7 protein-coding genes are annotated in these 14,582 nt (G+C 35.7%); all 7 read left to right on the plus strand.

The features are described 5' to 3' along the window. Positions 1–149 precede the first annotated feature (149 nt). The 7 genes from JI750_RS04055 to JI750_RS04085 all read left to right on the plus strand — a co-directional run bounded on the left by JI750_RS04055 (position 150) and on the right by JI750_RS04085 (position 14,522). Positions 150–3,365: a TonB-dependent receptor gene (locus JI750_RS04055; protein ID WP_236672970.1), complete on the plus strand. Its 3,216-nt coding sequence runs from the start codon at positions 150–152 to the stop codon at positions 3,363–3,365. 8 nt (positions 3,366–3,373) lie between these two features. Then, on the plus strand, positions 3,374–4,867 hold the full coding sequence (locus JI750_RS04060; protein WP_201999071.1) for a RagB/SusD family nutrient uptake outer membrane protein: 1,494 nt from the start codon (positions 3,374–3,376) through the stop codon (positions 4,865–4,867). Between the two features lie 14 nt (positions 4,868–4,881). Further along, positions 4,882–5,958 (plus strand): SusE domain-containing protein, encoded by a 1,077-nt coding sequence (locus JI750_RS04065; RefSeq protein WP_201999072.1) that lies wholly within the window; start codon positions 4,882–4,884, stop codon positions 5,956–5,958. Between the two features lie 121 nt (positions 5,959–6,079). Beyond that, positions 6,080–7,477 carry an alpha-amylase family glycosyl hydrolase gene (locus JI750_RS04070; protein WP_201999073.1) on the plus strand — a complete coding sequence of 466 codons (1,398 nt, stop codon included), beginning with the start codon at positions 6,080–6,082 and terminating at the stop codon, positions 7,475–7,477. A gap of 73 nt (positions 7,478–7,550) precedes the next feature. Beyond that, positions 7,551–9,698, plus strand: a complete 2,148-nt coding sequence (locus tag JI750_RS04075) for a glycoside hydrolase family 97 protein (RefSeq protein WP_201999776.1) — start codon at positions 7,551–7,553, stop codon at positions 9,696–9,698. Positions 9,699–9,931: 233 nt separating this feature from the next. Next, the gene (locus JI750_RS04080; RefSeq protein ID WP_201999074.1) at positions 9,932–13,048 is read left to right on the plus strand and encodes an Ig-like domain-containing protein; all 3,117 of its coding nucleotides are present in this window, start codon (positions 9,932–9,934) and stop codon (positions 13,046–13,048) included. Between the two features lie 136 nt (positions 13,049–13,184). Continuing rightward, complete coding sequence (locus tag JI750_RS04085; RefSeq protein ID WP_201999075.1) at positions 13,185–14,522, plus strand: IPT/TIG domain-containing protein; 1,338 nt, start codon at positions 13,185–13,187, stop codon at positions 14,520–14,522. Positions 14,523–14,582 lie beyond the last annotated feature (60 nt).

Genomic DNA, 14,582 nt, shown 5'->3' on the forward strand with positions numbered 1-14,582 from the left:
GAATAAAAAAATCGGAAAGAGCTGCGAACAATTTCCGATTAACTAAGTGATTGAATATAACGAATTAACTACAATCAATTAACAAAATTATGAAAAAAAAATCTAAGAATAATGGGTTTCTATACTCATTGTTCCAAAATGACCTAAAATTGAAATTAACTACTCTACTTATTTTGGTCGCCATGTTTAATATCAAAGCAAGTACTTATGCTCAAAAAACAAAAGTTACCCTTGAATTAAACAATTCAACAATCGAAAAGGTTATTGAGACCATTGAACAAAAAACAGATTTCAGATTTATCTATAAAATGAATGATGTCGACTTAGATCGAACGGTTTCCATTTCTGTAAAGGAGCAATCGATATATGTAGTTTTAGACAGAATTTTTAAAGGAACCCCAACCGAATTTAAAATTCGCGACACACAGATTATCCTAAAAAAACCTGAACTAAAAACGCAAAATATCGACGATGAAAAAGAAACAATTTCTGGAATTGTTACCGACGAAAATGGTGCTCCGCTTCCTGGAGCTTCTATTATCGAAGAAGGTACAAAAAACAGTGTTGTAACCGATTTTGATGGTAAATTTAAATTTACTGTCGAAAGCAGTTCTTCTGTAATCTTGGTAAGTTTTGTAGGATATAAAACTAAAAAAGTTCCTGTTGGAAATGGCGTTTTAAATATTCAATTGGAACCTGATGCTACCAATTTACAAGAGGTTGTTTTGGTTGGTTATGGTTCTGTTTCTAAAAAAGACGTTACTGGAGCTGTCTCTACAATTAATGCAAAAGACATGAATCAAGGTGCAATTGTAAATCCGTTGCAATTAATTTCAGGGAAAGCTGCAGGTGTAAATATTAACCAAATTGGTAGCGAACCGGGTTCTGGTCCAAGTGTGCGCATTCGCGGAGTAAGTTCTTTAATTGGCGGAAGCGACCCTTTGGTTGTAGTAGATGGAATTCAGGGAAATTTAGATTTACTAAATTCTATTCCTCCAACAGAAATTGAATCTATCGATATTTTGAAAGACGCCTCAGCTACAGCCGTTTATGGATCTAGAGGAGCTGCTGGAGTAATTATCGTAAGAACTAAAACGAATAAAACAGGAAAAACAACTTTTGAATATGTAGGTTCTTCTTCTATCGATTTTATTCCAAAAAAATTAGATTTTCTAAATGCTGATCAATGGTGGACTGCAGCGCAAAGTGTTGGGGTTCCTGCATCTGCAAATCATGGTGCAAATACAGATTGGTACGGGATTTTAACACAAACAGGGTTTACACAAACACATACGCTTTCGTTTGGTGGCGGAACTGATAAATTCAGTTACCACGGATCTGTAAGTGCTATTTTGCAAGACGGTGTTGTAATTAACTCTAACAATAAAAAATATATTGCAAGATTACAAGCCACTCAAAAAGCTTTGGATGACAAATTAACTTTAACTTATAGTTTAACTAACGGAATTAGTAATACGGCCAGCAGTGTACAAAGTATCGGTAGAGTAAATCAGGTTTCAAACTTAATTTCTCAGGCCTATCAAATGCGTCCTACTGATCCTGTATTTGAATCAGATGGGACAACTTATTATACAGATCCTAACCTATTTCAATATTTGAATCCTTATGCGGCTCAACAAGAAATTACTAATGAGGGAAAATATGATAATTTATTCGGAAGCCTTAAAGCAGATTTAGATATCGTTGATGGTTTACAGGCTGGTTGGTTTGGAAGCTGGAGAAAAGCAAATAATTCAATCGGTTTTTATAATCCAGCAAAATCTACAGATGCAAACGCAATTAACCAAAAAGGTTTTGGAAATATTAATAATACTCGTCAGGAAGAGAAATTAATGGATATTAGTTTGAATTACAAAAAAACATTTGGAGTTCACTCTATTAATGCTTTGGCCTTGTACGAATGGCAGTACCAAAGCAAGCAAGAAAATTACTCTCAAGTAAGAGGTTTTATTAATGATTTAGCAACTTATAATAACCTTCAATTAGGCGACATTACTAAAGCTCTTCCTGGTGACATTAAATCTTCTAAAGAGGATAGAACTCTAGCTTCTTTTTTGGCAAGAGTAAATTACTCTTTACTAGATCGTTATTTGGTTACAGCAAGTATTAGACGTGATGGTTCTTCTGTATTTGGAGAAAATAACAAATGGGGTAATTTCCCATCTGCTTCTGTAGCTTGGCAAATTGCTAAAGAATCATTTATGGCTAATCAATCTGTAGTTAATGATTTGAAACTACGTGTAGGTTATGGTGTTACCGGAAACCAGCAAGGGTTGAAACCTCTAAGTTCTCTTTCTTTGGTTGGTGCCTCGGGGACAACTTATTTTGGAGGTTCTCAAATTCCAAATTACAACATCACTCAAAATGGCAATCCAGATTTGAAATGGGAAACAAAAAAACAAACCAATATTGGTCTTGATTTTAGTTTAATTGACAGCCGATTGAGAGGTACAGTTGATGTGTATACTGCAACAACAGATAATTTATTATTTGATTATACAGTACCTCAGCCTCCTTACCCACATGACAAAATTAAAGCTAACGTTGGTAGTATAAGAAACAAAGGTCTTGAGGTTGCTCTGGCGTATGATGTAATTCGTAATGAAAATACAACTTTTACTTTGGCAGGAAATGTTTCCTTTATGAGTAATGAGGTTCTTAACCTAAGCGGAAGTATCAATGGAGTAGCATTAAATACAGATTATGTAAGTTGGGGTGCACCGAATTCTTATTTGATAAAAGGACAACCAATTGGTACATTTAATATTTTACAACACCTAGGTAAAGATGCTGCTAACGCTGAAACGGTAGTAGACCAAAATGGTGATGGTGTTATTGACCAAGGCAGTATGAGTCTGGATCGTGTAATGCAAGGTTCTGCTTTACCAACTTATACTTTTGCATTCAATCCAACTTTAAGATATAAAAAGTTTGACGCTTCTTTATTATTAAGAGGATCTGGAGGGAATAAAGTTTATAACACTGTAAATCAACGTTCAAGTTATATGGAAAACATAGGAAAAAGCAATGTTTTACAAAGTGCTGTTGATTTAGGTATTTACACCTCGCAATATTCTTCAAATTTATGGTTGGAAGATGGTTCTTTTGTTCGTTTAGAAAACGTTACTGCAGGATACAATTTTAGCTTTAAAGATCGATTTATAGAGTCAATTAGACTTTCTCTTACTGGAAACAACTTATTCCTTATCACAAAATATTCAGGTATTGATCCTGAAATTAACTTAAGTGGTAGTGGTGACGTAAATGATTATTTTGGAGGAGACAGAGGAATTTATCCTCATACCAGAAGCATTTCGTTTGGTGTAAACGTTAAATTTAAATAGTAAAAGAAATGAAAATAAAAAATATATTTTTAGCAGGAAGCATTTGTTTCATTGCTTTGACAGGTTGCACCAATGTTGAAGAAAACGTGTATGATCAATATCCTGCAAAGGATTTTTATGGATCTCCTCAAGGAGCTGACATAGCCTTAGCAAGTGTATATGCACAGATTCCTGGTAATTGGAATGGTGTTGGTTATGCCGGCGCCGATATGGGTTGGTATGACTTAAATTCCATGTGTGTTGATGATCAAGTTATTCCTCACAGAAATACAGGTGACTGGTCAACTGAATTTGCAATTTTGTTCAAACATCAATGGTTGCCAACAGATGAAGTAGTTAGAAATACATGGAACTGGCTTTACAAATCAATTTTCAATGCCAACCTTGCAATACAACAATTGGAAGACTCTAAAGCTGATGCATCAAAAATTGCTGAAGCTAAAGTTTTAAGAGCTTTTTTCTATTATTTATTAATTGATGATTTTGGAAGTGTTCCTTTTTACACAGATAACAATATTACTGTTGACAAAATTCCACAAGCAAGTCGTCAAGTAGTATTTGATTTTGTAGTATCAGAATTAAAGGCAAATGTTGATCTACTGCCAGGTACTAAGGGTGGCGAATTTTACGGCAGATTCAATAAATGGGCTGGATATACTTTGCTTGCTAAGGTATACTTGAATGCAGGTGTTTTAACTGGAACTCCAAAATGGGAAGAATGTTTGGCGGCTTGTAATGTTGTAAATGGCGGAGGGTTCTCATTACATCCCGCTCTTTCAGATGCTTCAAGTCCATTAGGAAATAAATACTACGAATTGTTTGGAGATGTAAGTCCACAAGATGAAACTATTTTATCTATTTATACTACCGTTGATGTTGTGGGTCGTAATATTTTTACAGTACGTAGTTTGATTGGGCCACATGCTAATGCTTTATTTGGTTATAGTGGCTGGAACGGATCTGTTATTCCAAAAGATTTTTACCTAAAGTATGACGATAAAGATATTCGTAAAAAACAATTCTTATTAGGGCCGCAACCAGGTAACGTAAATTATACATTAGACATCACTTCATTAGATAATCCAGGAGCAGGTGCCCAGGAAGGTGTTAGAAATGTTAAGTTTTATCCAGCAGGTTCAATGAACGGTGGCGGAGCTTCAAATGATTTCCCAATTTACAGATATGCTGATGTTATGTTAATGACAGCCGAATGTAATGTTCGTTTGGGCAATGCAGGAGCAGCTAAACCTTTAGTTGATGCTATTAGAACTCGAGCTGGTCTTGCTGCTTTAGCTTCAAACCCTACTCTTGATGATATTTTTGATGAAAGAGGACGTGAATTAAATTGGGAAGGGCATCGTAGAGAGGACATGATTCGTTTTGATAAATTTTTGTTGCCAAATGAATTCAAAGGTGCTTCAGAAGAATATAGAAAAATATTCCCTATCCCAACTTCAGCTTTAAATGCAAATCCAGGACTTAAACAAAATCCAGGTTACTAAATCAGCTAAATATTATGAAAAAATATATAAATAAATTAGTCGCATTACTTGCATTAGTAATCGTGACTACTTCTTGTGAATCTGACGCAGAATTAACCGTTTTAAAATCGGTTAGTTTTCCTGCTGCAATTACATCTTCTTCTAGTAAAATTGTGCTTACAGAAGATACCGCTGACGATACTGCAACAACTATTTCTTGGCCAGCTGTTGTTTTCCCAATTGAAGCTCCCGTTTTATATACGGTACAATTTGATCTACCAGCAAATACTACTGGTGCAAAGGCGTGGTTAAATGCTAAAGTATTCGAAGCTGGAAATGATGTTTTGAGTAAATCTTTCACTGTTCGTGATTTGAATAAAATTGCAACTGATTTAGGAATACAACCAAATGTAGAAGGAAAATTAGCCGTAAGAGTCGTGGCTGCCATGGACAGAAATATTTATTCAGATCCAATTGAGATAATGGTTACTCCTTACGAAAAAGCAGTTGTTTTTGGCGAAATTTATATGCCTGGAGATTATCAAGGTTGGGCAGTTGAAACTGCTTCAGCTTTAACAGCAATTGAAAAAGGAATTTATCAAGGATACATGACTGCTGAAGGCACTGCACTAGCATTCAAATTAAATACTGCCAGAACATGGGCTGAATTTTACGGTGCAGGTGCTACTAATGAAGATTTAGTTAGAATGGATGATGATAATTTATTTCTTCCAAGTGCAGGTTCATACCAAATTAAAGTAAATTTGAACACGCTAAAATGGTCTGCTACTCCTTATTCATGGGGAATTGTTGGAACTGCTCAATCTGGAGGATGGGACAACAGCACGCCAATGAGTTATGATCACCAGACTAAAACATGGAAAGTAACAGCAGACTTAGTTCCTGGAGCATTAAAATTCAGATTGAACAACAAATGGGACGTTAATTACGGACCTAAAGATGCTACAACAAATACTATTAATCGAGACGATCAAGGTTCTTATACCATTACTGAAGCAGGAACTTATGAGGTTACCTTCACTATTGAAGAAACAGATCCAAATACAAATGGCTATCCTGCAACAGCAACATGCAGTATAGTTAAAAAATAATCTAGCACATTCATACTTGTTAGATTAGTTTTGAGTGAAACCTGCCTTTCTGAGCAAAAGGCAGGTTATCTAAAAAAATAAAACTGCCGCTCAAAACCTATCCAATTTAATTTTTAAAATTATGAAGTCTAACTCCAATATTTTTCTTGCTTTACTGCTTTCAATAGCTTTTGTATCGTGCAGTTCTTCTGAAGAAAATCCGAAACCAGATCCAAATACAGGAACAGGAAACGAATATCAGCAGTATGGATCACCATTTGATAAAGTTGCAGCCAACGAAGATGCCGTAATTTATCAGGTAAATGTGCGTTCTTTTAGTCCAGAAGGAAATTTGAAAGGTGTTCAGAAACGACTTGGAGACATTCAGAAACTAGGTGCCAATGTCATTTATTTAATGCCGATTTATCCTGTTGGAAAAATAAAAACGGCTGGTAAATTAGGTTCGCCTTATTCTATTAAAGACTACAAAGCCGTTAATACTGATTATGGGACATTAGAAGATCTTCAAGCTTTGGTTACTGATGCACACAGCAAAAATATGGCGGTGATTTTAGACTGGGTTGCCAATCATACTTCTTGGGACAATCAATGGATTACAACGCATCCTGATTGGTACCAAAAAGATGCCAGCGGAAACATTACGATTCCGCCTGGAACAAACTGGCAAGATGTGGCGCAGTTAAATTACACCAATTCAGAAATGAAAAAAGCCATGATTGACGCCATGTCATATTGGGTTTACAATGCCAATATTGACGGATTTAGATGTGATGCAGCCGATATGGTTCCGATGAATTTCTGGTCAGAAGCGATTGCTAAAATCCGTAAAATTAAAAATCAGAGAATGATTTTAATGGCAGAAGGCACTAGAGCCAATCATTTTGATGCAGGATTCGATTACACTTTTGGATTTACCTATTTTGGCGCTTTAGAAAAAGTATTCGCAGAAGCTCAACCTGCAAGTTATCTTCAAACAGAAAGTTCTAAAGAATATGGCCAATTAGATGCCTCAAAACGAATTGTGCGTTATACAACAAATCATGACGTTAATCTTTCTGACGGAACTCCGCTTGAACTTTTTGGAGGAAAAAAAGGGTCTCTAGCAGCGTTTGTAATTGCATCAAGCATGAAATCTGTCCCTATGATCTACAACGGTCAGGAAATTGGGTACAACAAACGCATCGATTATTTTGACAATGTTCCTATCGATTGGTCTACAGCAGATAATGAAATGCTTTTAGAATATCAGAAAATAATCGCATTTAGAAATTCTAGTGAAGCACTCCGAAAAGGAAAATTAACCGGATATAGCAGTAATGATGTTAGTGTATTTACAATGGAAACTGCAAATGATAAAGTTCTGATTGTTGCCAACATTAAAAACAAATCACTTAAATATACTGCTCCTACAGCTTTAGCCAACACAAATTGGACAGATGCATTAACTGGAAATCAAATTGCAATTGGTGCGGAACTAAATTTAGAAGCTTATCAATATTTAATACTTAAAAAACAATAAACGCTTCTAATAAAACTAGATTTGCAAAAAACTAAATAAAATGAATTTTCAATCCCAAAAAACATTGCTTCAAATGCGTTTGAGCAAAAAAACAGCGCTTTTATTTTTTGTTATCCTAAGTGTATTTTCACTTCAGGCACAAGAAATAACTTCGCCAGACAAAAATATTTCTCTAAAATTTGAATTAAAAGAAGGCGGAATCCCGTCTTACCAATTATCATACAAACAAAAACCAGTTATTAAGCCAAGTTCTTTGGGTTTAGAGCTTAAAAACAACGCTTCGTTTATGGATGGTTTTACCATTACAAATACAGCACAATCTTCTGTTGATGAAAATTGGAATCCGGTTTTAGGAGAAGAAAAAACAATTCGCAATCATTATAACGAATTGGTTGTCACTTTAGCGCAAGCGAAAAACAATAACAGATTTATTAGAATTCGTTTCCGTTTATTCAACGACGGATTGGGATTTAGATATGAATTTCCTAAACAAAATGACCTGAATTATTTTGTAATTAAAGAAGAACGCACCGAATTTCAATTGGCAGGAAATCATAAAATTTTCTGGATTCCAGGAGATTATGACACCAACGAATATGCTTATACGACATCAAAGATTTCAGAAATTCCTTCTTTGATGAAAAAAGCAACTATTGAAATTAATGCACAACAGCCAATAAAAGAATTGTCTGTACAAACGCCATCAATGATGAAATCAGATGACGGTTTATACATTAATATTCACGAAGCAGGATTAATTAACTATCCCGCAATGTACCTTGAAGTTGAAGCTAAAACTAACAAAATGACAAGTCATTTGGCACCAGATGCCGTTGGTGCAAAAGGCTACATGCAGACTGATGCTCAAACACCATGGAGAACAATTGTAGTAAGTGATAAAGCAACAGATATTTTAGCTTCAAAATTAATTTTAAACCTAAACGAACCAACAAGTTACAAAGATGTTTCTTGGATTAAACCAGTGAAATACATCGGAATTTGGTGGGAATATTTTGTTGCAGGAAGAAGTACTTGGGCTTTTGGAAAAGAAAACAACGTAAAAATGACGGATGATTTTACGAAACTTACTCCAAACGGTAAACACGGAGCCACAACAGAGCGTGCAAAAGAATACATTGATTTTGCTTCTAAAAATGGCTTTGATGCAATTCTTATCGAAGGTTGGAACATTGGCTGGGAAGACTGGATTGGCAATTGGAAAGAAGAAGTTTTTGACTTTGTAACAGCTTATCCTGATTTTGATGTAAAAGCAGTTCATGCTTATGCAGCTTCAAAAGGGGTAAAAATTATTATGCATCATGAAACTTCTGGATCGGCAACCAATTACGAGCGTCGTCTAGATCGTGCTTTTCAATTTATGAATGATAACGGTTATGATGCTGTAAAAACAGGTTACGTAGGACAGATTATTCCGCGTGGTGAACATCACGACGGACAATGGATGGTGAATCATTACATTAATGTTGCCAAACGTGCTGCCGATTATAAAATTATGGTCAACAGTCACGAAGCTGTTCGCCCGACAGGATTAAACAGAACTTTTCCAAACTGGATTGCTCAGGAATCAGCGCGCGGTACTGAGTTCGAATCTATGGGAGGATTAGCTCCAGATCACACTACAATTTTACCATTTACCCGTTTAATGGGAGGTCCAATGGATTATACACCGGGAATTTTCCAGACCGATCTTTCATATTACGGAACAGGAAGTTTACAACGAGTAAACACCACTTTAGTAAAACAATTGGCTTATTATGTAACTATGTACAGTCCGCTGCAAATGGCTGCTGATATTCCAGGGAATTATGAGCGATTCCCAGATGCATTTCAGTTCATTAAAGATGTTGCCGTAGATTGGGATAACAGTTATATTTTGGAAGCTGAACCTGGAGATTACATTACAATTGCCCGTAAAGCAAAAGGCAAAAACGAATGGTTTATTGGCGGAATTACAGATGAAAATGTAAGAACAGCAAACATTGCATTTGATTATTTACCTGCAGGAAAAAATTTCGTTGCCACAATTTATGCCGATGCTAAAGACGCCAATTGGAATCAGAATCCACAGAAATATACTGTTACTAAAGTTATCGTAAACTCAAAAAGTAAACTGAAGCAATATTTAGCTCCTGGCGGTGGTGTTGCCATCAGCATCAAAGAAGGAACTGCTTCAGATTTAAAAGGATTGAAAAAATTATAGATTAACAGATTACTAAGTTTTTTTCGCCACGAATTCACGAATTTTTCAAATTAAGATTTTCACATAAATACTTAATTCGTGAATTCGTGGCAGAAAAACTATTGCCCAAACTCGGGCTCAAAAAACTTACTATTGAAAACTATTAACCACAAATGTTTGTCGAATTTAAAAACAATGCGAGTGAGAATGAATTTTAGTTAGAAATGCCGACAAGTATGCAAAAAACTATTATTATGAAAATCAAAATTACCCCTAGATTATTTCATATTACCAAAGCAATATTTTGCTTTCTATTATTGTTTGCAGGTTCAGTTTATGCACAAGATCCTGCGCAGTACGGGACACCATTTGCTGGCGTGCCAGATACACGAGATATCAACATGTATCAGGTGCATATTCGTCCGTTTAGTGCCAACGGAGATTTAGCAGGAGTAACTGCCCGATTAGACAATATTAAAGCACTCGGTACGAATGTGATTTATTTAATGCCAATTTTCCCCCACGGAACCGATTCCCGAAGTTCGGCTTCACCCTATTGTATTAAAGATTTTAAAGCTGTCGGATCTGAATATGGCTCGCTGGCCGATTTAAGAACTTTGGTTGATGGCGCACACAGTCGCGGAATGGCTGTAATTTTGGATATTGCCATCAATGGAACTTCTTGGGATAATGTCTGGACGGTTTCACATCCTGAATATTACAAACGAAGCGGTACAACGATTCAACAATTAGGTAACTTCTCCGATATTGCAGCACTTGATCTAAATAGTACAGCAACAAGAGCAGCGATTAAAGACGCTATGCGCTATTGGATTTTTGCGGCCAATATTGACGGATACCGTTGCGATTATGCGAACAATCCTCCTTTAGATTTCTGGTCAGAAGTTAATTCAAATCTTCGCGGAATTACATCTCATAAATTATTAATGTTAGCCGAAGGAGACAGACAAGAAAACTTTGAGGTTGGTTTTGATATGAATTATGGAGACAGATGGTTTCATGCAGGTTTGTATGATATTGCTGGCGGAGGACCTGTTTCTCAAAGAATTCAAGATCAGACTACTTACGAATACGCTAAAGCAACCGGAAATCAGCAAATCGTTAGATACACTGGAAACCATGATACATACACCAATGATGATGGTGTGAGAAGGCCATTTGTTGTATTTAAAAATCACAACGGAATTGTTGCTAATTTCTTAGTTTCAGCTTATATGAGAGGTGTTCCTTTTTTAATGAGCGGACAAGAAATCGACTACGAACCAAAAACCGATTGGCCTTGGACAAACTTTAAATTCAACTGGTCTCAAAACCCAACTGCCGCTGCAGATTTTGCCAAAATCTTAAACTTTAGAACTACAAGTGCCGCCATCAGACGAGGTGATTTAACAACGTATGCCAACGATGACATTAGTATTTTTACAAAAACATTAGGTTCAGAAAAAGTAATCGTAATGTCGAATTTGAGAAATGCAGCAAAGTCGTATGTTATTCCAGCGGCTTTGGCAGGAACTTATGTAAATCCTTACAACAATAATGCTTCTGTGACTTTAACTGCAGGTTCTACACGTAATTTTGCTGCTTACGAATATTTAGTTTTAACCAATACAAATGCACCGGTAGTTGCGGTAACAGGAGTTTCTGTTAGTCCGACAACAGTAACAGTTGGTTTAGGAACAACACAGCAGTTAAATGCAACGATTGCTCCAGCAAATGCAACAAACCAAAACGTAACTTGGACCTCAAGTAATACGGCTGTGGCAACGGTAAATGCATCTGGATTGGTTACGGCTGTTGCAGCAGGAACAGCAACAATTACAGTAAAAACAGTTGACGGAAATAAAACAGCAACTTCGGCTATAACTGTTGCTGCAATTCCAGTTTCTTCTGTAGCGATATCTCCTACCTCAGCAAGTTTATATGCAGGAAATACACAACAGCTTACAGCGACAATTTCGCCTGCAAACGCAACAAACAAAAATGTAACGTGGACTTCAAGCAATACCGCAATTGCAACGGTAAATTCAAGCGGACTTGTAACAGCGGTTTCTGCAGGAAATGCAACGATTACAGCAGCAACACAAGACGGAAACAAAACAGCTTCGGCTACAATTACAGTTAATCCGAATACCAATTTTACGGTTTATTTCTACAAACCATCAAATTGGGGAACTGGAATTAAAATCTACTATTGGAATACTTTACCAACAGGAGTTTTAGCTACTGTAAACTGGCCTGGAGTAAATATGACGGACGCTGGAAATGGATGGTACAGCTATACATTTACCAATGTAACTTCGACCAATTTAATTTTCAATGATGGAACAAACCAAACTGCAGATTTAAGCAGAGATAAAAACGGATGGTACATGAACAGCGCTTGGTACGATTCTAATCCAGGAACTGGTGTTGCGGTTACTAGTGTTAGTTTAAGTCCAACGACAGCTTCATTAAACATTGGCGGAACACAGCAATTAACCCCAACAATTCTTCCTGCAAATGCAACTAATAAATCGGTAACATATAGTTCAAACAATACAGCTGTAGCAACTGTAAATGCTTCTGGTTTAATTACCGCTGTAGCGAATGGAACGGCGACAATTACCGTTACAACTGTTGACGGAAATAAAACCAGCACTTGTTTGGTATCGGTTACAACAGCTTCTGGCGGAGGAAATTATTACACTATCAAAAACAGATGGACAGGCGCCTATTTATCTGACGCAGGAACAAATACAGGTTACGGAACAACCGTTTCTGGCAATAATTATAAATGGCAGAAAATCGCTATTGATGCCACATATTTTGTTCTTAAAAACGTTGCAACAGGAGAATTAATGAATATTGAAGGCCAGACAGGAAATGTACAATGCAACATTACCGATACTACTTTTTGGAGCGCACAATGGTCTAGCGATTATATTGATGGAACTTGGGTTCGTTTAAGAAACAGGTGGCAGACAGGAAATATTATTCATATCGAAAACCAGACAGGTTCTGCGCAATACGGAAATTCACAAGACGGCTGGTACAGCGCTCAATGGCAATTGGAACCAACTACGGTTGGAACATCAAAAATGGCTTTAAATGTTGAAGAAGTTTCGAAAACTGAACCGTCAATTAGTATTTATCCAAATCCGGCAATTAACAATGAATTTAATATTTTAATGCCTGAACTAGCAAGTGGAGATTCTGCTGAAATTTTCGTTTCAGATTTGAACGGAAGAACTCTTTTGACAGAAAGACTTTCTTCTTCAGGACAAATTAATCATCATTTATCTACAGGAATTTATATAGTGAACATTGTTTCTAAAGATTTTAATGTGACCAAAAAACTGATCGTTAAATAATTCATTATAATCTATATATTTAAAGGCATATGAAGTTTCCATATGCCTTTTTTAGATAAACAATCAAAATGAGGTTTCCCGTATAGATTTCATTATATTATTTCATTTTTTTGCGGAGAAATTTAATCCCTAAATAATGAAAAAAAAATTACTCCTATTATCAATCCTTTTGTCTGGACTGACGATATTTACTTCTTGTTCTAGCAATGATTCTGGTGATGACACTCCAGCTGCAGCGGAGCCACTACCTATTGCAATTTCTGCCACTTCTTCTGAAATTCTTACAATTGGAGAAACCTTTGAAATTACGGGAACTAACTTTTTAAACAAAGATTATCCAACCAAAATTTTTATTAACGGAACAGAGGTAACTGCAAAAGAAATTTCAAACACTAAAATTGTATTATCTATTCCAGATGGTTTAATAACAGGCACTAACACTTTAAGAGTGCAAATAAAAAATGTAAATAGTAGCGTTGTCAATTTTTATAGCATAACAAAGGGATGGACAAAATTAACAACACTTGGAAATTTAGACATCCAGTCATCCAGCGTTCTTGACAATAGTAAAACTATATTTTCGTTTGTAAACAATATTACATCTGATAATGGAAGTTTTTGGGGTGCTCCCAAAAAACTAGAAGCTAAATCTACAGGTTATGAACAAGTTTATATCAATCAGTCTGGAAGTTATGGTGATTTTAGAATGATTGACGATAAAACAGGAGCTTTAACAAATACTATTGCTGGCTTTTTTACTGACAATGGTTTTGAAACACAAAAAAGAATTGATGTTGATAATCATTTTAGCCCAGCCATTAATGGTCTAAAAATTGGTTATTTAGACAATAACATTTGTATTCTGACAACAATGATTAGCGGTCAAATTTACACAGCCGATAAAGGTGCAACAATTACTAAAAGCGATCCTCCTGCTTGGGCTACCATTACTGGCAGCGTCGGAGGTGTAGGAACTAGATTGTCAATTTCAGCTTTTGGAAAATCAGTATCTGACAATAAATTTTATCAGGTTGGAGTACTTTATACTCCTAAAAATGGTGTATACAATTCCAAAAACGTGATCCTACAATCTGAAACAGGATACAACAACTGGGTTGTAAAAGATTCTATTTCTAAACAAATCAACTCAAAAATATATCCTTCTAGTTATAAGTTTGTAAATATCAATAAAATATTTGGACTAAATAATGAAGATAAAACATTATATGCTTCTACTGATATGCTTCAAACATGGAGTCCGGTAAAAACTGACGTAAAAGCTTTTTTTCTTAGAACAGAAACACAATGGTATATTCAATCTGGAGATAAATTGTTTGTAACGAAAAACTCAGGTGCTTCCTGGGAACTAGAACTAGAGCTTCCTGCTGGTTCTGTTATAAATGATATTTCTTTTGCTAAAACTAAAATAATTGTTTCTGGAAATAAAGGTTTACATTATCTAAAATTAGAGTAATAATCTGATTTTAATTTAATTATAAAAATGGCGTATGAGATTTATACGCCATTTTTTATT

This window comes from Flavobacterium tagetis, assembly GCF_016735615.1.
GTDB lineage: Bacteria > Bacteroidota > Bacteroidia > Flavobacteriales > Flavobacteriaceae > Flavobacterium > Flavobacterium tagetis.

Coding starts and splice junctions, on each gene's coding strand:
- JI750_RS04070 (WP_201999073.1), top strand. CDS start 6,080: ATGAAGTCTAACTCCAATATTTTTCTTGCTTTACTGCTTTCAATAGCT.
- JI750_RS04080 (WP_201999074.1), top strand. CDS start 9,932: ATGAAAATCAAAATTACCCCTAGATTATTTCATATTACCAAAGCAATA.
- JI750_RS04085 (WP_201999075.1), top strand. CDS start 13,185: ATGAAAAAAAAATTACTCCTATTATCAATCCTTTTGTCTGGACTGACG.
- JI750_RS04075 (WP_201999776.1), top strand. CDS start 7,551: ATGCGTTTGAGCAAAAAAACAGCGCTTTTATTTTTTGTTATCCTAAGT.
- JI750_RS04060 (WP_201999071.1), top strand. CDS start 3,374: ATGAAAATAAAAAATATATTTTTAGCAGGAAGCATTTGTTTCATTGCT.
- JI750_RS04065 (WP_201999072.1), top strand. CDS start 4,882: ATGAAAAAATATATAAATAAATTAGTCGCATTACTTGCATTAGTAATC.